The organism is Rhizobium acidisoli (genome assembly GCF_002531755.2).
Classification (GTDB): Bacteria; Pseudomonadota; Alphaproteobacteria; order Rhizobiales; family Rhizobiaceae; genus Rhizobium; species Rhizobium acidisoli.
In genome coordinates this window covers 276,374-299,393 of record NZ_CP035002.1, presented here as the reverse complement: position 1 = coordinate 299,393, position 23,020 = coordinate 276,374, and the positions used below count along the sequence as shown (strand labels likewise).

Annotated in this window: 19 protein-coding genes and 2 pseudogenes; 11 read left to right on the top strand and 10 right to left on the bottom strand. The window is 60.6% G+C overall.

The genetic code is table 11. The features are described from left to right. Positions 1–85: 85 nt before the first annotated feature. Together CO657_RS33775 and CO657_RS33770 are read left to right on the top strand one after the other, a co-directional pair. Entirely contained in the window at positions 86–1,057 is a 972-nt protein-coding gene (locus CO657_RS33775) for a threonine/serine dehydratase family protein (RefSeq protein ID WP_054183495.1), read from the top strand. A 291-nt stretch (positions 1,058–1,348) separates the two neighbouring features. Next, the gene (locus tag CO657_RS33770) at positions 1,349–2,806 is read left to right on the top strand and encodes an NAD-dependent succinate-semialdehyde dehydrogenase (RefSeq protein WP_054183494.1); all 1,458 of its coding nucleotides are present in this window, start codon (positions 1,349–1,351) and stop codon (positions 2,804–2,806) included. 298 nt (positions 2,807–3,104) lie between these two features. Here the strand turns inward: CO657_RS33770 and CO657_RS33765 are convergent, their stop codons facing one another. Next, entirely contained in the window at positions 3,105–3,773 is a 669-nt protein-coding gene (locus CO657_RS33765) for a haloacid dehalogenase type II (protein WP_054183493.1), read from the bottom strand. Between the two features lie 406 nt (positions 3,774–4,179). On the opposite strand from CO657_RS33765, the gene CO657_RS33760 reads away from it, so the two are divergent. Both CO657_RS33760 and CO657_RS33755 read left to right on the top strand, forming a co-directional pair. Beyond that, positions 4,180–5,013, top strand: coding sequence for a GNAT family N-acetyltransferase (locus CO657_RS33760; protein ID WP_054183492.1), 834 nt, complete (start codon positions 4,180–4,182; stop codon positions 5,011–5,013). A gap of 13 nt (positions 5,014–5,026) precedes the next feature. Continuing rightward, positions 5,027–6,403, top strand: a complete 1,377-nt coding sequence (locus tag CO657_RS33755; protein ID WP_054183491.1) for an aspartate aminotransferase family protein — start codon at positions 5,027–5,029, stop codon at positions 6,401–6,403. A gap of 142 nt (positions 6,404–6,545) precedes the next feature. On the opposite strand, the gene CO657_RS33750 is transcribed toward CO657_RS33755, so the two are convergent. Continuing rightward, on the bottom strand, positions 6,546–7,022 hold the full coding sequence (locus CO657_RS33750; protein ID WP_003577877.1) for an Lrp/AsnC family transcriptional regulator: 477 nt from the start codon (positions 7,020–7,022) through the stop codon (positions 6,546–6,548). Between the two features lie 198 nt (positions 7,023–7,220). Further along, positions 7,221–8,294: a tartrate dehydrogenase gene (locus tag CO657_RS33745; RefSeq protein WP_054183490.1), complete on the bottom strand. Its 1,074-nt coding sequence runs from the start codon at positions 8,292–8,294 to the stop codon at positions 7,221–7,223. A gap of 139 nt (positions 8,295–8,433) precedes the next feature. Here CO657_RS33745 and CO657_RS33740 point away from each other — a divergent pair. Then, a pseudogene (locus CO657_RS33740) lies at positions 8,434–9,347 on the top strand (LysR family transcriptional regulator). Positions 9,348–9,428: 81 nt separating this feature from the next. Here CO657_RS33740 and CO657_RS38340 read toward each other — a convergent pair. Further along, a complete protein-coding gene (locus tag CO657_RS38340; protein WP_425349938.1) occupies positions 9,429–9,536 on the bottom strand; it encodes a hypothetical protein in 108 nt (35 codons plus the stop codon). A 132-nt stretch (positions 9,537–9,668) separates the two neighbouring features. Between CO657_RS38340 and CO657_RS33730 the strand changes: the two are divergent. Continuing rightward, positions 9,669–10,453 (top strand): annotated as a pseudogene (locus tag CO657_RS33730) (AMP-binding enzyme); the annotation flags it as partial. A 480-nt stretch (positions 10,454–10,933) separates the two neighbouring features. Here CO657_RS33730 and repC read toward each other — a convergent pair. The 6 genes from repC to CO657_RS33700 all read right to left on the bottom strand — a co-directional run bounded on the left by repC (position 10,934) and on the right by CO657_RS33700 (position 17,792). After that, complete coding sequence (repC, locus tag CO657_RS33725; protein ID WP_054184227.1) at positions 10,934–12,226, bottom strand: plasmid replication protein RepC; 1,293 nt, start codon at positions 12,224–12,226, stop codon at positions 10,934–10,936. 149 nt (positions 12,227–12,375) lie between these two features. Then, positions 12,376–13,425, bottom strand: a complete 1,050-nt coding sequence (repB, locus tag CO657_RS33720) for a plasmid partitioning protein RepB (protein ID WP_054184228.1) — start codon at positions 13,423–13,425, stop codon at positions 12,376–12,378. Positions 13,426–13,467: 42 nt separating this feature from the next. Further along, positions 13,468–14,682 (bottom strand): plasmid partitioning protein RepA, encoded by a 1,215-nt coding sequence (gene repA / locus CO657_RS33715; RefSeq protein ID WP_054184229.1) that lies wholly within the window; start codon positions 14,680–14,682, stop codon positions 13,468–13,470. Positions 14,683–14,986: 304 nt separating this feature from the next. Then, positions 14,987–15,226, bottom strand: a complete 240-nt coding sequence (locus CO657_RS33710) for a hypothetical protein (RefSeq protein WP_054184230.1) — start codon at positions 15,224–15,226, stop codon at positions 14,987–14,989. A 130-nt stretch (positions 15,227–15,356) separates the two neighbouring features. Continuing rightward, the gene (locus tag CO657_RS33705; RefSeq protein ID WP_054184231.1) at positions 15,357–17,306 is read right to left on the bottom strand and encodes an AfsR/SARP family transcriptional regulator; all 1,950 of its coding nucleotides are present in this window, start codon (positions 17,304–17,306) and stop codon (positions 15,357–15,359) included. A gap of 27 nt (positions 17,307–17,333) precedes the next feature. Next, positions 17,334–17,792 carry a helix-turn-helix domain-containing protein gene (locus CO657_RS33700; protein ID WP_054184232.1) on the bottom strand — a complete coding sequence of 153 codons (459 nt, stop codon included), beginning with the start codon at positions 17,790–17,792 and terminating at the stop codon, positions 17,334–17,336. A 353-nt stretch (positions 17,793–18,145) separates the two neighbouring features. On the opposite strand from CO657_RS33700, the gene CO657_RS33695 reads away from it, so the two are divergent. The 5 genes from CO657_RS33695 to CO657_RS33675 all read left to right on the top strand — a co-directional run bounded on the left by CO657_RS33695 (position 18,146) and on the right by CO657_RS33675 (position 23,019). After that, entirely contained in the window at positions 18,146–19,348 is a 1,203-nt protein-coding gene (locus CO657_RS33695; RefSeq protein ID WP_054184233.1) for an MFS transporter, read from the top strand. A 214-nt stretch (positions 19,349–19,562) separates the two neighbouring features. After that, on the top strand, positions 19,563–20,123 hold the full coding sequence (gene msuE, locus CO657_RS33690; RefSeq protein WP_054184234.1) for an FMN reductase: 561 nt from the start codon (positions 19,563–19,565) through the stop codon (positions 20,121–20,123). 244 nt (positions 20,124–20,367) lie between these two features. Further along, positions 20,368–21,207: a MetQ/NlpA family lipoprotein gene (locus tag CO657_RS33685; RefSeq protein ID WP_054184235.1), complete on the top strand. Its 840-nt coding sequence runs from the start codon at positions 20,368–20,370 to the stop codon at positions 21,205–21,207. 89 nt (positions 21,208–21,296) lie between these two features. Then, on the top strand, positions 21,297–22,385 hold the full coding sequence (locus tag CO657_RS33680) for a methionine ABC transporter ATP-binding protein (RefSeq protein ID WP_054184236.1): 1,089 nt from the start codon (positions 21,297–21,299) through the stop codon (positions 22,383–22,385). Beyond that, positions 22,366–23,019: a methionine ABC transporter permease gene (locus tag CO657_RS33675; protein WP_054184237.1), complete on the top strand. Its 654-nt coding sequence runs from the start codon at positions 22,366–22,368 to the stop codon at positions 23,017–23,019. Before CO657_RS33680 ends, CO657_RS33675 begins: the two co-directional genes overlap by 20 nt. Position 23,020 lies beyond the last annotated feature (1 nt).

The window sequence follows — 23,020 nt, the reverse complement described above, 5'->3', positions numbered from 1 at the left end:
GCACAATATCAAACAACCATCGATCAGCGCTCTGCACCCATGTTCAGAAGAATGGCGGCCTGCAAGCGGAACGCCGAGGAGCACCATGCGCAACCATCCAACCATTCAGGACATACGCGAAGCCCAGGAAAGGCTTAAGCCCCACATCAGGCACACGCCGCTGCTGCGTGCGGAAAAAATCGAGAAGGCCGTTGGCTGCCAGCTCTACCTCAAACCTGAGACCCTGCAGATCACCGGCGCGTTCAAAATCCGTGGCGCTCTCAACAAGGTGCTTTCGCTTCCGCGAGAAGAGATTGCAAACGGCGTCATCGCCAGTTCTTCGGGCAACCACGCCCAAGGGCTTTCCTACGCGGCGAGGATGCTCGGTGTGAAAGTGATCCTGGTGCTCCCGGTCACCACGCCGAAAATCAAGATCGCCAACACGAGAGCGCTCGGCGCGGAAGTCATTCTGTTTGACGGTGATACCGCTGCCAGATGGAAAAAGGTCTATGAAATCGCCGAGGAAAATAACTACGCGACCATTCACGGGTTTGAGGATCCCCTGGTCATGGCCGGCCAAGGCACGATCGGATGCGAAATACTGGAGGATTTGGATGATGTGGATGCGGTAATCGTGCCCGTGGGTGGCGGAGGGCTCATCTCAGGCATCGCCACCGCCATCAAAGAAACGAAACCCTCGGTGCGGGTTGTTGGTGCCGAGCCAGCCTTAACACCGAAGTATTTTCATAGCCGGATCAACAAGGAACGCACCTCGTTGCCGTTGAAGAATACCGTCGCCGACGGCTTGAGAATAAGCGTTCCAGGTCAGAACCCGTATCCGATTATCGAAAAATATGTAGACGAGATCGTCCTCGTTGATGACGAAGATATCATCGCAGGCATGTGTAGCCTGGCAAGAGATGCGAAGCTGATCACTGAACCGGCCGCGTCGATCGGTATCGGAGCCTTGCTCGCCGGCTCGATAAAAGTCAGGCCGGATGAAAAGGTCTGTGCGGTTTTGACTGGAGGAAACTGGGACCTGTGCGATCTTGCCGAGATATACAAGGTTTTTGAATAATCGTTTCATCTGGCCATTACCCCGACGGCCCGGAATGACGATCCCATTCTTGCTTTGATGCTGCGACCGATGGCGCAAAGCGCCCAAGCACCCACGGTCGAAGATGGCTGTCAGGTCGGCCAAAACGTTATTTTCCACCGCGCCGCCCCCCGCAGTCGATGCATGCTGCTTCCTTTGTTTCGCTAGGCTTGGCCTAGGAACACGTCGAGGCCAGCGATGACGACGCAAGACGAAATCCATGCAACACGATGGCTTTTGCAGCCAGCGACTGATGGTCAGAGAGGAAACGATATGCTCGAGTTGAACGACAAAGACCTTTTCCAGCAGGCCGGCCTGATCGATGGGATCTGGTCGCGTGCGGCGTCGGGCAAGACGGTGAACGTCGTCAATCCCGCCACCCAGGAGAACCTCGGCACCGTTCCGGATATGGGAACTGCCGAGAGCCGCGCGGCGATCGATGCAGCCCAGGCCGCTTTCACCTCATGGAAGAAGAGGACGCATGCCGAGCGTGCAGCTCTGCTTGAGCGCTGGTATGCGCTGATGATCGAAAATCTCGAAGATCTGGCGCTGCTCATCACCCTTGAACAGGGCAAGCCTCTCGATGAATCACGCGCCGAAATCCGTTACGGTGCTTCCTTCGTCAAATGGTTTGCCGAAGAAGCCCGCCGCATCGGCGGCCATACCATTCCCTCGCCGACGCCGGATCGCCGCATCGTCGTGCTCAAGGAAGCGGTCGGCGTCTGCGCCATCGTGACACCTTGGAATTTCCCGATCGCCATGATCACCCGAAAGGTGGCGCCCGCCCTGGCGGCCGGCTGTACTGTTGTCGTCAAGCCTTCGGAATTCACCCCCTATTCGGCGCTCGCCATGGGTGTCCTTGCCCAGCGCGCCGGCATCCCGGCGGGTGTGATCAATATCGTCACCGGCATGCCGACGGAGATCGGCAACGAGTTCATGGCAAACGCGACGGTGCGCAAGATCTCCTTCACCGGCTCGACCCGGATCGGCTCGCTTCTGATGCGCGGCGTCGCCGACAGCGTCAAGCGGCTCTCCCTTGAACTCGGCGGCAACGCGCCGTTCATCGTTTTCGACGACGCCGATCTCGATCTCGCGGTCGAGGGTGCAATCCTGTCCAAGTTCCGTAATGGCGGCCAGACCTGCGTCTGCGCCAACCGCATCCTGGTGCAGGCCGGAGTGTATGATGCCTTTGCCGAAAAGCTCGGCGCCCACGTCAACGCCATGAAGGTCGGCCCCGGCACGGAGCCGGGCAATGTCATCGGCCCGATGATCAACATGGCGGCGATCGAGAAGATCAACCGACATGTCGACGACGCGCTGGCCAGAGGCGCCAAGATCGCCGCGCGCGGCAGCTCCGTAGCCGAAGGCTCGCAATATGCTGCGCCGATGATGCTGACCGGCGCGACGACCGACATGCTGCTTGCCAGCGAAGAAACCTTCGGCCCGGTTGCTCCGCTCTTCCGCTTCGAGACGGAGGACGAGGCGATCGCCATCGCCAACGGCACGCCGTTTGGCCTCGCCGCTTATTTCTACACCGAAAACCTGAAGCGCTCCTGGCGTGTCGGCGAAGCTCTCGAGTTCGGCATGATCGGGCTCAATACCGGCGCAATCTCCACCGAAGTCGCCCCCTTCGGCGGCGTCAAGCAGTCCGGCCTCGGCCGCGAGGGGGCGCAAGTTGGCATCGAGGAATATCTCGAGATGAAGAGCTTCCACATCGGCGGGCTGAGCTGAGCCGGAAGCGATTACGAGATGCAATGTGGCGCACCCGCGTGCGCCATTTTTTCACAGCCATCGCGATACACGGACGGGCAATCCTTCGGCTTCGCTCGATCCGGCGGCAGGCACCCTCAAGCTCTGAGTCTCTGGAATGTTCGCTTGCTCGGAGAAGCCGTTAAGCAGGCTTAAGGCGCGCGGGGGGCAATCCATTGCGGCTCGCTGCCGCTGGAATTGCCTGCTGCTCCGCGAGCACGGCGGACCACTTCAAAAACGCGCGGGCGGGCGAACACGCCCGCGCTTTCCCTCATTCAATTCAGAGACCAAAAATACCGGGCAGGCCGGAGATGTCCGGGATTTCGACATAGCCATAGAACGGGTTGGCGGGTTCATGGCGGCGGTTCACCCACACCTTGTTCTTGATGCCGATATCGTTAGCCGACATATGGTCGTAGCGGAACGACGAGGAGCAGTGCACAACATCCTCAGGCGCGCAGCCGAGCATGTCGAACATATATTCAAAGGCCTGCAGGCGCGGCTTGTAGGCCTGTGCCTGTTCGGCTGTATAGACCGCATGGAAGGGCGCCCCGAGCTTTTCGACATTCGACATGATCTGCGAATTCATCGCGTTCGACAGGATCACCAGCGGGATCTCCTTGGCGACCTTCGCAAGGCCAGCCGGCACGTCGGCATGCGGCCCCCAAGTCGGTACTCGCTCATAGACCATGCGGGCGTCTTCGTCCCTGAACTTGATCCCGTTACGTTTGCAACTGCGCTCGATCGAATTGTGAACTACCTCGGCATAGGGCTTCCAGTCGCCCAGAACTTCGTCGAGGCGATAGGCGGCGAAGTCGCGGACGAACTCGGCCATGCGGGGCTCGTCGAGCTGGGCGCCGTAAAGGTCGCGGGCCGCCTCCGCCATCTGGAAATTGGTCAGCGTGCCGTAGCAGTCGAAGGTGATGTATTTCGGACGCAAGAGGGTCATAGGCATATCCTTTGGAGGGTGGACCGGGGATTTGACGTCATGATAGACGCGGCCCGCCCTCCGGCTCGCCTGAATGCGTGAGCGATCGAAGCAGATTATTTCGTATCGAAAGGCGGCTTTGGCAGATGCTTGTGAATGCCCCGCCCGCTGGCGGCGGCTGAACGACGGGCAGGATGGCTATGTCGCCCTCTCTTATACTTCTCGATTTGATCGGCTCGCCGCACTCGTTCGCCTGCCCGGGTGCAGCGAATGTTGCCCGCCACCCGGCCGGTGACGCCCACATGCCAGCATAAGATGCGGCGGGCGACAAAGGGAAAACGATAAGATACTGCACAGGGCGTGGCCTTCAGACGATTAGCCAACCCCCACTCCTTCACACTCCCAGATAGGAAACGAAGGAAGTGTCATGCAGACAAGCCAGATCGACTTTGCCGCGTTCGGCAGCGAACACCTGGGTGCCGCCCTCACGCTGTCGCGGCAGGCGGGCTGGCCGCATCGGCCTGAAGACTGGGAGATGGCGCATGCCTTGAGCGAGGGCGTCGTTGCCATCGAGGGCGACCGGGTGGTGGGCACCGTGCTTGTCACCCCCTACAAGCAAGACTGCGCCACGATCAACATGGTCATCGTCGATGAAGCCATGCGCGGCCGCGGTCTCGGCCGCAAGCTCATGCAGGCCGCAATGGAGCTTGCCGGCGATCGCCCACTCCGTCTTGTGGCGACCGCCGATGGCCTTCCCCTCTACGAGAAGCTCGGCTTCCGCCAGACCGGCCGAATTCTGCAGCATCAAGGCATCGCAGCAGAATGCGACGCGCCGACGGCGACGTCAGCCGCCGCAACGACCGATTTCTCCGCGATCACCGAACTCGATCGACAGGCCCTCGGCGCCAATCGCGCCGATCTGATCGCATATCTTGCCAAGGTCGGTGAACTGGCCGTGCTCCGCCGCAACGGACGCGTCGCCGGTTTTGCCGTCCTTCGCAGCTTCGGTCGGGGCGAAGTCATCGGCCCCGTCATTGCCGGCAACGTCGAGGACGCCAAAGCGCTCGTCACGCATTTCATCGCACTGCGCCCCGGCGTGTTCCTCAGGGTCGATACCACGGCTGCCGCCGGCCTATCCGACTGGCTGGCCGAACAGGGCTTCGCCCATGTCGGCGGCGGCATCGCCATGATGAAGCCAACGATCCCCGCCGCCGATTCCGTCGCCACCATCTTCGCCCTCGCCAGCCAGGCGCTCGGCTGATCCGGAGAGCATCATGTACAGCAATTCCCTTGTCGAACTCGACCGCGCCCATCTCGTGCACCCCGTCGCCTCCTACCGCAACCACGAAAAGCTCGGTGTGCGCGTGCTCGCTTCGGCCAAAGGGGCGACGGTGACCGATGCTTCGGGCAAACAGTTGGTCGATGGCTTCGCCGGCCTGTGGTGCGTCAATGCCGGTTACGGTCATGAATCGATCGTCGAGGCGGCGGCCCGGCAGATGCGCGAACTGCCCTATGCTACCACCTATTTCGGCCTCGGGTCGGAACCGGCGATCCGGCTTGCCGCGGCATTGGCCGAACGGGCGCCGGGCGATCTCAACCATGTTTACTTCACCCTGGGCGGATCCGATGCCGTCGACAGCACGATCCGGTTCATCCGCTATTACTGGATCGCCCGCGGCCAGCCGCAGCGCGACCAGTTCATCTCCATCGAGCAAGGCTATCACGGTTCATCGACCGTCGGGGCGGGACTGACGGCGCTTCCGCTGTTCCACGCCGGCTTCGGCATTCCCTTCGATTGGCAGCATAAGATCCCTTCGCACTACGCCTACCGCAACCCGGTGGGTGAGTATCCGCAGGCCATCATCAATGCCTCCCTGGCGGCACTGCGGCGCAAGGTCGAAGAGATTGGCCCCGAGCGCGTCGCCGCCTTTTATGCCGAACCCATCCAGGGTTCGGGCGGCGTGCTGGTGCCGCCGAAGGGCTGGATGAAGGCGATGCGCACGCTCTGCAGCGAGCTCGGAATCCTCTTTGTCGCCGACGAAGTCATCACCGCTTTCGGCCGCACCGGGCCGCTCTTTGCATGCGAAGACGACGAGATCGTCCCTGACTTCATCACCACGGCAAAGGGTCTGACCTCCGGCTATGTGCCGATGGGCGCGGTCTTCATGGCCGACCATGTCTACCAGGCTATCGCGGATGGCGCCGGAGGCGCAGCCATCGGACACGGTTATACCTATTCGGCCCATCCCGTCAGCGCCGCCGTCGGTCTCGAAGTGCTGAACCTCTACGAAACCGGCCTCCTGGAGAACGGCCGGAAAGCCGGTGCAAGGCTGATGCAAGGGCTTGAAAGCCTGAAGGACCATCCGCTCGTCGGCGACGTGCGCGGCCGCGGCATGCTGGCCGCCGTCGAACTGGTGGTCGACAAGGAAAAGAAAACGCCGTTGCCGGCAGCCGCCGAGCCGGCGCGCCGGGTCTTCGACCGCGCCTGGGAAAACGGCCTGGTCATCCGTGCCTTCGCCAACGGTGTCCTCGGCTATGCGCCACCGCTCTGCTGCACCGACGCCGACATTGACGCTATCATCGAGCGCACGCGCAAAACGCTTGATGACACCTTGGCCGACCCCGATGTACGCGCGGCCCTGAAAGGCTGACGGCAATCGGCCGGGGCTTCACTGCTGCGCTGTAACGAAGTTGTGCCGCACCACTCCCTTGAGCTGGTGCGGCCTCAAAGGTTCAGGGCGCCATCTGAGCATCTGCCTGTGCCGCGGCCACCTAACCGACATGGTCGATCACCTAAAGCGGAAACAGGCTCGTCAATGGCATGTGCGATTTGACGATCGGCGACTTCAGGACGACGAAGCTGAAATACTTGTCGATGCCGATCTCCATGTCGGACAGTCGTTCCATAATCGTCTGGTATTCGCCGATCCCGGCCGTCACGAATTTCAAGAGATAGTCGTAGCCGCCGGAGACCAGATGGCATTCGATCACCTGGTCGATCTTCTCGACCGTCGTCAAAAACCGGGCAAAATCGATCTGCCGGTGGTTTTTCAGGGTGATTTCCGTGAAAACGGTCAGCGTCTGGCCGAGTTTGGCGACGTTGATCTGTGCGGAATAACCCTCGATATAGCCTTCAGACTGCAGCTTCTTCACCCGCATCAGGCAAGGGCTCGGCGACAGGTTGACGAGCTCGGCGAGCTCGACATTGGTGACGCGGCCATTCTTCTGCAACTCATGCAGAATTTTTATATCGATCCGGTCGAGTTTCATTGCTCCACTCCGCCTGTCGAACCTGTCAGGGCCGCAGCATATTGTGCCGATATCCTGCCGACACTACCACATCGAAGGCGCGAGTCGATGGCGTTTCGCGGGCTCCTGGAGGGACGAACAGAATGCGGCCGGGCCTGTAACAGCATTTTATGCTGTCTTCCGAGGACGCGATGATGTGTGACACCTCGCAGCCCTGCTTTAGACATTGGAGGAATGGATCGCGTCGCAAACCGCATCGGTGACCTCTTTGGTCGTGGCGGTGCCGCCGACGTCGGGGGTGAGGATGCCCGCGCCTGTGACCGCTTCGACGGCGCGCATGAGATGGGCCGACGCCTCCTGCTCGCCGAGATGGTCGAGCATCTGCGCGGCGGTCCAGAAGGTCGCGATCGGGTTGGCGATGCCCTTGCCGGCAATGTCGAAGGCCGAGCCATGGATCGGTTCGAACATCGAGGGAAATCGGCGCTGCGGGTCGATATTCGCGGTGGGCGCGACCCCGATGCTGCCGGCGAGCGCGCCGGCAAGGTCGGAGAGGATGTCGGCATGCAGGTTGGTCGCCACGATCGTGTCGAGGCTCTGCGGTTTCAGCGTCATCCGCACCGTCATCGCGTCGACCAGCATCTTGTCCCAGATGACGTCAGGGAATTCTGCGGCCACCTCGGCGGCGATCTCGTCCCACATGACCATGCCGTGCCGTTGGGCATTCGATTTCGTCACGACCGTCAGCAATTTGCGCGGCCGCGCCTGCGCCAGTTTGAAGGCGTAGCGCATGATGCGGGTGACGCCGACGCGCGTGAAGATCGCGACCTCGGTTCCGACTTCCTCCGGCAGGCCGCGATGGGCGCGGCCGCCATGGCCGGAATATTCTCCTTCGGAATTCTCGCGGACGATCACCCAGTCGAGATCGCCGACGCCGCAGTTGCGCAGCGGAGGGGTGATGCCTGGAAGGATCTTGGTCGGCCGGACATTGGCATACTGATCGAAGCCCTGGCAGATCGGCAGCCTGAGCCCCCAAAGGGTGATATGATCGGGAACATCCGGCGCGCCGACGGCGCCGAAATAAATCGCGTCGAATTTCTTCAACTGCTCAAGCCCGTCGGACGGCATCATCATGCCATGCCTTTTGTAGTAGTCTGAACCCCAGTCGAAGTTTTCGATGGCGAACTTCACGTCGCCGAGACGTTTTTCCAGATTTGCGAGCACCGTCCGCCCGGCAGCAATGACCTCAGGTCCGATCCCGTCGGCGGGGATCGCTGCAATTGAGTATTCACGCATTGATTTTCTCCAGTAGCGTCTTCACATCCACCGCGGAAGGCAAGTTTTCCGCGCTTCTCGAAAGCCTAATGCTGGAGCCTGAGTTTACTCAAGCGCGAAGCGATTATATAAAATATCGATATAGTAGGAGGGCATCCCCGTGGAGCTGGAACAGCTGAGATGCTTCATAGCAGTCGCGGAGGAGCTTCATTTCGGCCGGGCGGCACAAAAGATAGGGCTGCTTCCGGCCTCGCTCGGGCGCCAGTTCGCTTGTTGGAGGCGTCGGTTGGAAGCCAGTTACTGTACCGCACGACCCGAAGCGTCTCACTGACGGAGGAGGGGATTGCTCTTTTGGAAGAGGTCAGGCCGCTTCTTACCCGGCTCGACGAGCTTGGAGAGCGGTTTCGCGCCAACCGGCATCGGCGCAACCGCATCCTGCGGATCGGTGCCATCGACAGCGCCGCCGCCGGCCTGCTTCCGACGCTGATCCAGGATTTTCGCGCCATCGCGCCCGACGTCAAAACACTACTGACAGAGGACAAATCCATCCGCCTTGTGCCCAAGCTATTGGCCGGAGGGCTAGATCTGGCCTTCATCAGGCCGCGTTCGGGAATGAGCCGAAACCTTGCAGTCGAGGATCTGTTTTCCGAGACGGCCGTCCTGGCGGTGCCGACCTCGCACGAACTTGCAGACAAAAAAAGCATCTCGATCCTTGACTTGGCAAACGTGCCGCTGATCGTACCGGACAGAAGATCCAGGCCGCACAGCTATGACTTGACTCTGGATTTGTTTGCGGCAGCCGGGCTACACCCGCATATCGCTCAGGTCGCCGATGAAAAACAAACGATCGTCAGCATGGTCGCCGCGGGGCTCGGCCTCGCCATCGTCCCCCGATGGACATCCTCGCTTGCCTTTGTCGGGGTCAGCTTTCTTCTCGTCAACGACGGGACCGGGCAACCGACGCGGAAATTGCCGCTGGCGGCTGCCTGGATGGAAGCAGTCCGCGATCCGGAGAGGGATGCTTTGCTGGATCTCGTGAGGCGCAATCTCGAGAGATATTCGGCGCAGGCCTGACCCGGCGCCCAGATCCGACTTCTCGGGCGACACTACGACCGCTGGCGCGAACATCGTCCTTCCCTGGGGACCGAAACAACCTCAGATGCTTTCGGGCGAGCCGTCGCCATGTGAAAACTTCTGCGGCGTCAACCCATTCCGCCGCGCCACAGAGGACACCGTGAAGCCAGGCTCGCAGCTCTCCGCAATAATCTGCGCCTTCTGATGGTCGCTCCATTAGCGAGGACTGCCATTGCCAATGAACACCTCAAACCGGCGTATCGGCTCATCCTGGATTTAAGCGTAAGTTCTGAAATCGACATATGTCCGAGCCTTCTTTATTTCCCCGATCAGGGCCGCTTCTGGGAAGTCATCGACAAACACAAGGTCAATATCTTCTATACCGCGCCGACGGCGATCCGCTCGCTGATGGGGGCCGGCGACGATTTCGTCACGCGCTCCTCGCGCTCGTCGCTGCGGCTGCTCGGCACTGTGGGCGAACCGATCAATCCGGAAGCCTGGGAATGGTATTACAATGTGGTTGGCGACAAGCGCTGCCCGGTCATCGATACCTGGTGGCAGACTGAAACCGGCGGCCACATGATCACGCCGCTGCCCGGCGCCATCGATCTGAAACCCGGTTCTGCGACAGTGCCGTTCTTCGGCATCAAGCCTGAACTGGTCGACAATGAAGGCAAGGTGCTGGAAGGGGCCCCGACGGCGTCGACGACGTGCTTAACGTCTCCGGCCACCGGCTCGGCACCGCGGAGGTGGAATCTGCGCTTGTCTCGCACAATCTGGTTTCGGAAGCCGCAGTCGTCGGTTACCCCCACCCGATCAAGGGCCAGGGCATCTATTGCTATGTGACGCTGATGGCCGGCCATGAAGGAACGGACACGCTCCGCCAGGACCTGGTGAAACATGTGCGTTCCAAAATCGGCCCGATCGCTGCACCCGACAAGATCCAGTTTGCGCCCGGCCTGCCGAAGACCCGTTCCGGGATCATGCGCCGGATCCTGCGCAAGATCGCCGAGGACGATTTCGGTGCTCTCGGCGATACATCGACGCTCGCCGATCCTGCCGTTGTCGACGATCTGATCGCCAACCGGCAAAACAACACCGGCTAAGGCCCCTCAACGTCTGCGGCAACCTGCGTGAGACAGGTGCCTACACTCATCGCAAACGAGTGTCCTCCGGCGAGATGATCGGTTCCAACGCCGCACGCGAGATCAGCGCCCTCGCGCCCGCACCCTCCTGGCGATTTCCTGAGCGCCGTTCCAGTCGCGTCCTAATCTGCTCGGCGTGGTGTCCATGGCCTCCGCGATACAAACACCGTCCGCCCGGCAGTAAACGACCGCATATCCAATGCCCATCGGCGGAGATAGCCGCGGTAGGCACGCATTGATTTGTTCCGATATTGTCTTCAGCCCGTCTCCACCCGATGTCCCCAAACAGGTATAGAGCTAGCAAGTGTGTCGAGAATGTCGGACACAACGGCTACGTTCAATATCAGACTAAACGAGAGGCTCCCCACCAAACGTATTCTGCACCTTCGATCACTGCGTATTTATAACCATCCGCGTTCAACGAAACGATGAAGTGGATACTCATCCCGTCTTCCCTCTGATCGGCGAATTGCTGCGGGCAAGGGCCATCAGCATCGGACCGATGGCGAATTCGCCTCTCTCGGCGCGGCGTGTCAGATCGCGCAGATAACCGCCGGCCGAGTTGATATGCCCTGCCCTTTCGAGGACACAGGCCATGACGGTCGCGGCATTTTCAGCTCCCATGATCTCGCAGGCCTCTTCATAGGCAGAGGGGCTGACGCCGAGCATCGAACGAACGACGACAGCCGCCGCCATCAGATCGCGCCACGTGCCGACCGACCCCTCGGGTCCATAGGCTGCGATCTCAGGGCAGGCCTGCAGCACCAGCCCCAGCGGGAAGGATCTGAGCGCACCATTGACAGCGGAGGCAGCCCGTGCCCCGGGCACATGCTCGTTCTTTCCTTGATCTTTGTGTATTTGGGCTATCGGTTCGGCCCGACCTGCCGATCGATCATCCGACGTCGCGCCCTGCTTCGGTTCGAAGCTTGGTTCAAGTTCAGAAATAAATTGTGGGTTTGAATTCTGTATGTGCCGCTCAGCATGTTGGGCATTGCCGCTTTGATTGTGGGTTTTAACCTGCATTTCCAACTGATTGACGATCTCTTCGCGCAGCAGCTCCAATTCGTCGAGCGTGGCGGCGACCTGTTCTGCGGATGGCGACCGTGGCAGGCGCTCGACGGCATTGCGAAAATGCAGGTGAACCGCGCTCCAGTCGCCGGCAGCCCCCTCCTCCAACGCCATCTCGATAAGCTTGGCGACGTCGCGTCGGCAAAGCGTCAGGCGTTCTCTGAGCCGCTGCAGGTGCAATCGTTCCGCAACCACCTCCGCCGCCAGCCGCTCGATCTCCTCGGCGCGCGCGAGTAGCGGCGCCAGCGAGAAGCCGAATGCCTCGCGCAGCTCCCCGCCCTGCTCCTTGCGGGCGTAACGCTTGCCGTTCGGGCTGTCCTTGCGGATAAGCAAGCCGGCCTCGATCAAGCTCGCCAGATGCCGGCGGATTGTCTGCTCCGCCATTCCATGCGCGCGCAGGGAGAGCTGTGCATTGGAAGGAAACACGACGAGCCCGTTGTCTTCGGAGATCTCTCCCTTGGGATAGAAGCTTAGCAAGGCGTTCAAAATAGCAAGCGCCCGGTCGGTGACGCCGAGCAGCGGCCTCGCCTCGCACAGCGCACGATAGAGTTTCCACTTATCAATTGATTGGCCGGGCTCGATTTTTCGAGCAGCCGTTTGGCTTGCCAGCATGCCAAACGTCATCGGCCGCCGCCCGAAGGGCGTCGTCACACTTCCGCTTTCCATTGTCTTCGCCTTCTTCAAGGCAAAAGATCGCAGCTCACCAAATTCGGTGCCAAAGACTCTTGACTATGATTCGCGGAAATGTGATTCTCTGGGTGTCTAGATCAGAGAGGGCTTCCGCGACGGCAACGTTCGGGGGCCTTTTCTTTTGCCTATTGATCTCCGTTTTTCGTCGAATCCTGTGTCTTCTCGAACGCCTCGTAAAGACGATCCAGATTGCTGGCGATATAGGCTCCAAAGGCAGATGCCTTTTCCGCCTTCAGCGCGATGGTGAACTGTTTCCCGTCATCCTTGATCTTCGCCTTGACCGCGCCGTCCTTGCGCTGCCAGGCGTGAGCAGCAGGCTGAAGCGTCACTGTCGATGATGCCGGTTGTTGCCTCCTGCTGATGAAGGCAACCAGCATATCGAAGCGGGCATCCGGGTCGGCTGTCTCGAATTCCGCCAACCTGCTGAACTCGATCGCCCGGGCCGAGATGTTTTCGGTCTCGAATTTTACCGACAGATCGTGCCAGCGGTCACGGCCGGTGGTCTTTGCCGCGCCGATCGCGGCCAGGACTTCGGCTGGGATCCGCTTGGTGACGGACAGCATCTTGGAAACCGTCGTCTTGTCGGCGCTGAGCGCCGACATGATCGTTTCCCTGTCGAAACCCAACGAGTCGAGCTTGTCGGCGAACATCGTCCTCTCTATGAACGAGAGATCGGCGCGCGCCGAATTCTCCTGGCCCTGCGCGATGACATGGTCGCGATCGTCAAGTTTCTTGACGACGGCGCGGACAGGGATGCCGAGTTCTTTGGCAGCCCGGGCACGACGGTGCCCGAAAGCGATCTGATACCGTCCGTCCTTATCAGGATGCGGGCGGACGAGGATCGGCGAATCCTGACCACGCAGGCGGATCGCCTCGACCAATTCGCGAAACTGTTCGTCGGCATGGGCCAGCCGGTCGGTCACGAACGAATCTTCGATCAGGGAAGGGTCGAGATCAATCACCGTTTCGCCGGTCGCCAGCTTCTCCTCGATCGCCTTTGCCGCGTCGGCCTTGGCAGCCAGCGCATCGATACTGCGCGTGACCGCGCCGAGAGCGCCAATCCCCTTATAAACGACCTGCTGTTTCTCGTCCTTATGGACGGGTTCCTCACTGTTTACCGCAGTAAACTTCTTGGAATCGTCCATCAGCCCCGAGAGGAGGTTCTTACGTGCCATCAGCCGGCTCCTCGCCCCTGTTTACCGCAGTAAACTTTCCGGTCATTTCCGCCCCCATGCCTTGTGAATGAGATCGCCGATCTCATTGTTGACGGCATCCATAGCCTCCATGGCGCGATCATAGGTCGCGCGGGTGAACTGGCTCCGCTCGACCTCGTAAAGCGTCTGGTTGGTCATCGCCGCATCCGAGATCGCGACGCTGCGCAACATCGGATTGGTCAGCACATGGTTCTTGAACATCGAACGCATGAAGGCGACCATCTGCGTCTGCGGCCCATCCTGCGGGTCGTAGCGGGTCACGAGATAACGCAGCCAGTCGAGGTTCATATCGCCGCCGGCGCCTTTCAGCGTATTCAGCACTTCGCCGAGCATCTGCAGGAACTGGCACATCGACATGACATCGAGCATCTGAGGATGCACGGTGATCAGAACCGCCGTGGCGCCGCAGATGGCGCTCATCGTCAAAAAGCCGAGCTGGGGAGGGCAGTCGATGATGACCACATCGTAATCATCGGCGACCGAAGACAGCGCCTCGTCCAGCCGCGCGAAGAAAACGCGCCCATAGTCGCCCGCCTTGCCCTGAGCAAGCACGCGCGGCGTATCATGCTCGAATTCCATCAGCTCAAGATTGCCGGGCACCAGATGCAGGTTCGGGAAATTCGTCAGCCGGATGATCTCCCTCAGCGGCCGCCGATGATCGTCATAGCGAATGGCGGCGTAGAGCGTCTCATTCTCGTTGACGTCGAACTCAGGCTGAAAGCCGTGGATGGCGGAGAGAGACGCCTGTGGGTCGAGGTCGACGGCAAGCACACGGTGACCCGTCAGGGCAAGGTGCTGGGCAAGATGCGCGGCACTCGTGGTCTTGCCGCTGCCGCCCTTGAAATTGACGACGGCTACGACCTGGAGATGTTCGCTGCCTTGGCGGTGACGCATATAATGCGTTCCGGCGCGGGCATTGTGCTCCAGAAAGCTGCGCATCTCCTCCATCTGCTGGGCCGTATAAGACCGGCGGCCCGATGGCGTGACCTGGGGAAGGGCGCCCTTACCTTCCAACGACAGATTGCGAAGATAACCGCTGGTCACGCCGAGAAAACGCGCCACTTCGGCCAGCTGAAATTCCCTGAGTCCTTTAATGGCGCGTTGCGGAAACATTTCGAGCCGATGCTGTTTCAGCTTGTCGGACAGTTCCTGCGCCTGACCTATGATCAGTTGGTCAACATCTAAAATTGTCTTTTCTATCTGGTGCGCCACATTCATGGAAATCTCGAAAATGCGATTTAAAACCCCTGCGAGCTTTGAAACCGCATTCAGCCCCGATTCTTGGAGGAGGGGCAAGGTAAATGATGTTTAAAAGACCCTATCGCGAGGTTGTCAAATCTTTTTCAAAGGCTTGGACATGGCGCCCGCTGGCGCTGCCGGCGCAGCTGCCGCGTGTTTATGGGCCGAATCGCCAGAGCAAACACCGTATCGCTATGATAGCCGATTGGCACAAGCGGGAATCGAGTGCGTGGTGTTCTCCAGGCAAGCTGCAACGGCTCGTCAGCTGGACCGTGACCGCCGCTCAGTGCCGCGTGCCGAAAAGACTGCTGTCCTGACCGCTTTCATGGGAAAGCGATACGCCGCTTCTGTCGAGGTCCTGGATCAGGGCGCCAAACGCAAGGTCGAGGCAATAGGCGGAGAATTCGGCGTTCAGGTCTCTGGCGTTCTCTCGGGCATAGGCAACGAGTCGGGCAAGCGAAACCAGCTCCTTGAGCTCGTCGTCACTTTTCGGCGTCGTGGTTGCTTCGGTTGCATCGTGCATCTGAGAATTCTCCAGCTTCCCTTGTCAGCACATGCCGACAGAGCAAAGACAGCTTAATCCTCTTGAACGAAAGACGCGCGTGACACAGGCGTGACAGGAGTTGCCGGCTTACCCTTTTCGGCGCCAGACTTCAGAAGCCGGCCCTGCGTAATGCCTCGCGATACTGTTCCTTCTGCCATTGCTCCTTGAAGGGAACGACCGAAAGCCATTTGTCGACATCGAAATCCGGATAGATTTCGCGCACCTTGCGCATATAGATACGCGCGTTTTTCATATCGCCGAGCATCGCCCAGCAGGCAGCCGAAAGCCGGTCGGCCGGTGTGCGGTCGTCCATGATAGAAATCTGCTCGAGCGCCTCGGCATAATGGCCAAGGGCGAAATTCGCGCCGGCCGCCGTCCATAGATAGTCGGTCGGGCTCAACGGATTGAGCGAGATGGCCCGCTCGATCTTGGCCAATGCATCGGCAGGGCGCGATGCATGAACGAGCGTATCGGCATAACTTGCAATGCCGTCGGCATAATGCGGGCTCAGTTCTTCCGCGAGCTTCAGCGCCACGACGCTTTCATCAAGCTCCCCGAGATAAAGTTTGGCAACGCCGAGCTCACGAAAGCCGGCCGCAAACGACGGATCGGCGACGATTGCCCGGTTCGCATAGTCTTCCGCGAGCCCGAGCAGCTCGCTGTCGCCGCGTGCCGTCAACAGCCATTCGACAAGAAACGTGCGCGACAATCCGCTGAGCGCAGGGGCAAAGTGTGCGCTGTGCTGAAGCGCCTCGCGAAAAGCCTTCCGGGAGCGGCGCACGTCGGGCAGGGCAAGCCGCTTGATATCCCGCAGACCGAGAAGGTAGCTATGATAGGCGGCCGAATTGCCCTCGAAGGCATCGCGCATGGTTTCATGCCGGCGGACCTGCCCGGCAAGCTCTTTGGCAATCTGCCGCGCGATGTCGCGCCGGTGGCTTATCAATTCGTATTTCTCGAGGCTGAAACGCTCGGCCCAGATGACTTCATCGCTGCCGGCATAAGTCAGCTGGACAAAGAGCGCAGGGCTGCCCCCACGATTGGTCAGCCTCGTGTCGAGAACATAGGAAATCGAATGGCGCAGGATCAGCTGAGCCTTGTCGGCATTGTGTGCGATGCGAGCAGCCGTATGGGGTGCGACCACCGAAACCGTATTCAGCGCGCAAAGGCCAATGGTCACGTCCTCGATCAGCGCCTCGGAGAGCATCGGCAAGGCACCGATGGCATCCGTCCCGCCGGGCGGCAGCAGCACGAGACGGGGGAGGGGACCGAGAATTCGAACGCCTCCATCGATGAGCGGTACCGCAGCGCTCTGCGGTGGTCGACTACCGGCGAAGATCTTGCGGACCTCTCCCAGCGCCTGCACGTCAAGGCCGATATCGACTGCGCTTTCCAGCTGATGCCTGCTCGTCTCGAAAAGGCGGCGCGCTTTCTCCAGCTGGCCTTCGGACTCATAGGCCTCCAGAAGGATGCGACGAATGTTCTCGTCATCCGGTGCCTCGCGGAAAATCCTGAGCGCCGCCTCCTTGATCAGGCTGACATCCTCTCGCGACCGGGCAGCGGGCAGCGCCGTCTTCAGTGCATCCACCAGCACTGCCATGTGCCGGTCACGCTGGCCGGCGATCCACTGCCGCGTCGTGGCGCTTTGGTCGGCGAGCCCGGCCAGGAAATCCTGGCGAAAGATGGCAACCAGCCGCCGCAGCCTGCCAAGCGCGTCGTCGCCTTCGGGGTCGGCAAGTTCGAAGAGATCACCTGAAAATGCATCCGACCTGACCCGCACGCCGGTCGCCGTGAAGGCCAGAAGCTCGGCACCGAGTTCGGTCTGACGCTTCTGAATGCGCGATATGGTTTTGCGCAGGTTGGCCATGATGTCAGAATTGTCGTGGCTGTCCCACAAGAACCGTGCCAGCGCCGAGCGCGGATATTCGCTCCCGGCTCCGTCGCTCAGATCACGGTCCCGCAGATAACAAATCGCCAGCAGGCCTTTTTCCGGGAACGCCGCCGGCCGCCCGGCGGGGTCGATCAGCCGCAACTCACCAAATGATTCGAGCCTGAGCTTCATGCGGATAATGCCTGCCGATATGTCCGACTATTCTCCGAGCGGAAAGGTGATATCCGCGACAGGGGCACCCAATGTTACGCCGCTGCTTTCCGCTTGCGCCATCGCCTTCACCAATGCGATGATCGTTTCACGGATATTTCGGTCGGCGATCTTCAGAAAGGCGCGGTTGAGCACCAATCCCTCTTTCGTTTGCAGGAATTCGGCAACCGGGTCGCTATTTGCCGGCAGATCGAGCCCTTGCAACGTCAACGGCTCGGAATTTTCCTGTTCGAAGAAAAAGCTCGGCGACGTGTGAAGCACGTCGGCTATTCGCTGCAGGCGGCTCGCGCCGATGCGGTTGATGCCCTTCTCATATTTCTGAACCTGCTGAAAGGTCACGCCGATTTGCTCGGCAAGTCGTTCCTGGCTCATTCCGAGCAACTGCCGGCGCATTCTTATGCGCGCTCCGACATAGCCGTCTATTGCATTCGGTGTCTTGACATTCATCGCGTGTTTTCAGCCTCGATCGCATTTCAATCGACGCAGCTGTAGTATCCCCCGTCCCGGTTTTCCATGGTTGTTTTCACATCGCATACGATATATGCGACGATCGCAACCGATTGTGGTAGGAAAGCCCCCGTCCGGCAAGTGGTAAAGCAGCGCAGGATAGGCTGCAAAAGGGAAAATCGAACAAAAGCCGTACCGATCCTGATGAAACTGGGCTGTTGCTGCCCCCCGGCTTACGCTAAATGCACTTAAGCGACCGCCGCTTGATCATCTTTCCCAGCCCCGATCGCCCGAAATCCATCGAATAAAGCGACGCGGCACGGCAACCAACCGGGCCGTCCAGGAGGAATTCCATGGCAACTGTTGCCGAGCGCGCGCCCCGTTTCGAAAAAACAACGATGTCCATCCTGATGGCGGTCAGCTTCTGTCACATGCTGAACGACATCATGCAATCGCTGCTCGCCTCGCTCTATCCGCTGTTCAAGGCAAACTACGACCTTGATTTCGTGCAGATCGGCCTGCTCACCATGACGTTCCAGGTCACGGCGTCGCTGCTGCAGCCGCTGGTCGGCATCGTCACCGACCGCTGGCCGATGCCCTATTCGCTGCCGGTCGGCATGGCGAGCACCTTTTGCGGCCTCATCCTGCTCGGCAATGCCGGCAGCTTCGCATTGCTGCTCGTCGCTGCCAGCCTGATCGGCTTCGGCTCGGCGGTCTTCCACCCGGAATCCTCGCGCGTCGCCCGTCTTGCCTCCGGCGGCCGCCACGGTTTCGCGCAGTCCTTCTTCCAGGTCGGCGGCAATGCCGGTCAGGCGATCGGCCCGCTGCTTGCCGCCTTCATCGTGCTGCCGCTCGGCCAGCACAGCGTCTCCTGGTTTGCCGCCATCGCCATGGTCGGCATGGTCGTGCTGAGCTGGGTCGGCAACTGGTATATCGGCCATCGTCGCCAGAACGCCAGCAAACCTGCGGTAAGCCGCGCCCTGCCGCTGCCGCAGAACAGGGTGGTCTGGGCGCTGCTGATCCTCGTGCTGCTGACGGCGACGAAAAACGTCTACATGGCCAGCGTGTCGAGCTACTTCACCTTCTATGTCATCGACAGGTTTGCGCTCAGCGTCCAGCAGGCACAGCTGATGCTCTTCCTCTTCCTCGGCTCGGTCGCCGTCGGCACGTTTCTCGGCGGGCCGATCGGCGATCGCTTCGGCGCTCGTTTCGTCATCTGGTTCTCGATCCTCGGCGTCATTCCGTTCGCGCTGCTTCTACCCTATGCAAACCTGTTCTGGACGGGCGTGCTCAGCGTCGCCATCGGACTGATCTTCGCGTCGGCCTTCTCGGCAATCGTCGTCTTCGCGCAGGAACTGGTGCCCGGACGCGTCGGGCTGATTGCAGGCGTCTTCTTCGGTTTTGCGTTCGGGGCAGGGGGGCTGGGTGCAGCACTGCTCGGCAGTTTCGCCGATACCCACGGCATCGACTTCGTCTACCGTATCTGCTCCTACCTGCCGCTTCTCGGTCTGCTGACGATCTTCCTGCCGCGCATCCCGAAGCCAAAACCAGTCTGAGGCGATATCGCGCTTCGAGAACGCATCGACCCGGAATATCCGCCATATTCCGGGTCGATGACTGATGCGGTGTCGCAGGCAGGCGATCACTACGGATGAGAATGTATTTTTCTCCTCACCATGATGAAGAGGGATAGGCTTGCTTTAATCCACTATTTTTATAGATAATATCTATCCAATAATCGGTCGCGGCACGATATCGGAAGGAAATGGCATGTCTGCTTACAAACTGGTCGGTCTGGCGGGTAGCTTCAACCGTCCCTCGAAGACCTTCACGCTGGTCGAAGATATCGCCGGCCTTGCCGGTGAAAAATACGGCTTCGACAATACCCTCTACGATCTGACCGATGTCGGGCCCTCGCTCGGCCAAGCGTTGCGCCGCGACGATCTCGATAGCCGCGCCAGGGAAGTCATCGACGATATCGTCAATGCCGATCTGCTGGTCATTGGCGCGCCGACCTACAAGGGCAGCTATCCCGGCCTGTTCAAGCACCTGATCGATCTGATCGACCCGCATGAGCTGCGCGCCAAGCCGGTCATCATCACCGCAACCGGCGGCGGCGACCGGCATGCGCTGATGGTCGAGCATCAGCTGCGCCCGCTCTTCGGCTTTTTCATGTCTCACACGCTGCCGACGGCCGTCTACGCCTCCGATCGCGACTTCACCGATTACCGCGTCTCATCCGAACCGCTTTCCAAGCGGATCGGCGAGGTCATCGGCGAGCTTTCAGCCTTCTTTCCTGCCCAAAAGCAGGCTCTTATCGCTGCCGAGTAAAAAGGTTTCGACACCGACTTGCAACGGCGCCCTTGAGGCGCCGTTTCCCGTTCGGGCCATTCTTGCACGCCATTATAATCCATAAATTTGGTGGAAATTTATCCTGCCGATATCGATGGCGGGGCAAGAGTTTTTCCGAGCCTTCCTCGACATCGGACATTCGTGCTTCGCTCGCGACGGGCGCATTTGCCATGATCGGTCTGCTCGGGGCGCTTGGCCTCATTCAGTCAGACGGGATATAACAATGACCAAGAACAACAATCTTCACGGCTTCCCCCTTTCGCGCCGCGCGGCTCTTGCCGCTGTCGCCGTTTCCGCTGCCACGCTCTTTGCCTTTGCAGCACCCGCTCCTTCCTTTGCCGCGGACAAGTCGATTAAGGTCGGCATCATGGCCGGCGAGGAGGAGGACATCTGGCGCGTGGTCACCAGCGAGGCGGCCAAGAAGGGCCTCAAGATCGAGACCGTTATCTTCAACGATTACACGCAGCCGAATGAAGCGCTGGAGCGCGGCGAGGTCGATGCCAATGCTTTCCAGCACCAGCCCTATCTCGACAATCAGATCAAGCAGCACGGCTATCACATCACCCGCGTCGGTTACACCGGCGTCTGGCCGATTGGCCTCTATACCAAGAAGTACAAATCCGTCGCCGAGATTCCGGAAGGCGCTGTCATTGGCGTCCCAAACGATCCCTCGAACGAAGGCCGGGCGCTGCGCGTTCTTCAGAGCCAGGGCTTGATCAAGTTGAAGGACGGCACCGGCATTCTCGCAACCGTCGCCGACGTCACCGACAATCCGAAGAAGATCGAGATCAAGGAGCTCGATGCCGGCATCGTCGGCCGTTCGATCGACGATCTGGACGCCGGTGTCGTCAACACCGACTGGGCGCTGAAGAGCGGCCTTTCTCCGGCCGAGCGCATTGCGCAGGAGCCGATCGCCGACAATCCCTATCGCAACTTCATCGCCGTCAAGGACGACAATAAGGATGCCGACTGGGTCAAGACGCTCGTGTCTTCCTATCAGAACGACACCGTCAAGGCCGAGTTCGACAAGGTCTATAAGGGGACGGGTCTCAGCGCCTATTGATCGGAAACAGGGCCGGGGTTAAGGCCTGCCGAGAGGCGGTCCGGGCGTTTCTTGCCCGGGCCGCCTTCAGTCTTTGTAAGGAAAAGCACATGAATTCCTTTGTTTCCACCGCAGCGATCGAGGCACAGCCGCAAGTAGCGGCAGGCGAAGAGGTGGTGAGGCTGACCGACGTGAAGCGGCGATTCGGAACCACGCCCGCCCTTGATGGTATTTCGCTGACGGTGACGAGAGGCGAGGTCCTTGGCATCATCGGCCGCAGCGGCGCCGGCAAGTCGACGCTGATCCGCTGCCTGAACGGCCTGGAGCGCGCCGACAGCGGCCAGATCCTGATCGAAGGCCGCGACATCACGGCGCTTGCCGAACAGCAATTGCAGCCGCTGCGCCGCCGCATCGGCATGATCTTCCAGCATTTCAACCTGCTGTCCGCCAAATCAGTCGAAGAGAATGTCGCGCTGCCGCTGAAGATCGAGGGCGTCGCCAGGAACGAACGTTTGCGAAGGGCACATGAGTTGCTTGATCTCGTCGGCCTTGCCGACAAGGCGAAGGCCTACCCCTCATCGCTCTCCGGCGGCCAGAAACAGCGAGTCGGCATCGCCCGCGCACTCGCGGCGCGCCCGGCGCTCCTGTTATCCGACGAGGCGACATCGGCGCTCGACCCTGAGACGACCCGGTCGATCCTGGCATTGCTCAAGGATATCAACCGTAAGCTCGGCCTGACCATTCTGCTGATCACCCATGAAATGGAAGTGGTGCGCGGCATTGCCGATCGCGTCGCCGTCATCGATGCCGGGCGGATCGTCGAACAGGGGCAGGTCTGGTCGGTCTTTGCCGATCCGCAGGAAACCATCACCAGGAGCCTGCTCGGCGGCATCCGCCCCCAGCTTCCCGATCACATCGCCGGCCGGCTATCTGCGACGGCGGGCAGCGAAGCGATCCTCAGCGTCGATCTCGCCGGGCCGCAGGCGCAGGGTGCCCTGTTTGCCGAACTCTCGGCGGCGTTGCCGCATTCCTTCCGCCTCGTCCATGGCGGCATCGACCACATCCAGAACCAGCCCGTGGCGCGGTTCTTCATCGCCGTTCCCGCACGCGACCCCGCGCTTGCCGGAAAGGTCGAACAATTTCTGACGGCCCGGTCCGCCCGGGTGGAGGTGCTTGGTTATGACACCGATCATGCTTGAACTGCTTCTTCGCTCGCTGTGGGAGACGGTCCTGATGACCGTCGCCTCGGGCGTGATCTCGCTCGTTGCCGGCCTGCCGCTCGGCCTTGCCCTTGTCGTCACGGCACGTGGCGGCATTGCTGAAAACCTCTGGATCAACCGCGGGCTCGGCGCCGTCATCAACGGCTTCCGTTCGGTGCCTTTCATCATCCTGCTGGTGGCGCTGATCCCGCTGACGCGGCTGATCGTCGGCACGGCGCTCGGCACCTGGGCGGCCATCGTGCCGCTCGCCATCGCGGCGACGCCCTATTATGCCCGCATCGCCGAAGTGTCGCTGCGCGAAGTCGACCGCGGGCTGATCGACGCCGTGCGCGCCATGGGCGGCAACCGCTGGACGATCATCAGCGAAGTGCTGGTGCCCGAAGCGCTGCCCGGCATCGTCGCCGGTTTCACCGTCACGCTGGTGACGCTGATCGGCGCCTCGGCGATGGCTGGGGCGATCGGCGCGGGCGGCCTTGGCGACCTCGCCATCCGCTATGGCTATCAGCGCTTTGAAACCAATGTGATGATCGCGGTGGTGGCCGTCCTCATCGTCCTCGTCTGCGGCATCCAGTGGTTTGGCGACCGGCTCGTCGCCAGGCTGGACCGCAGATAAG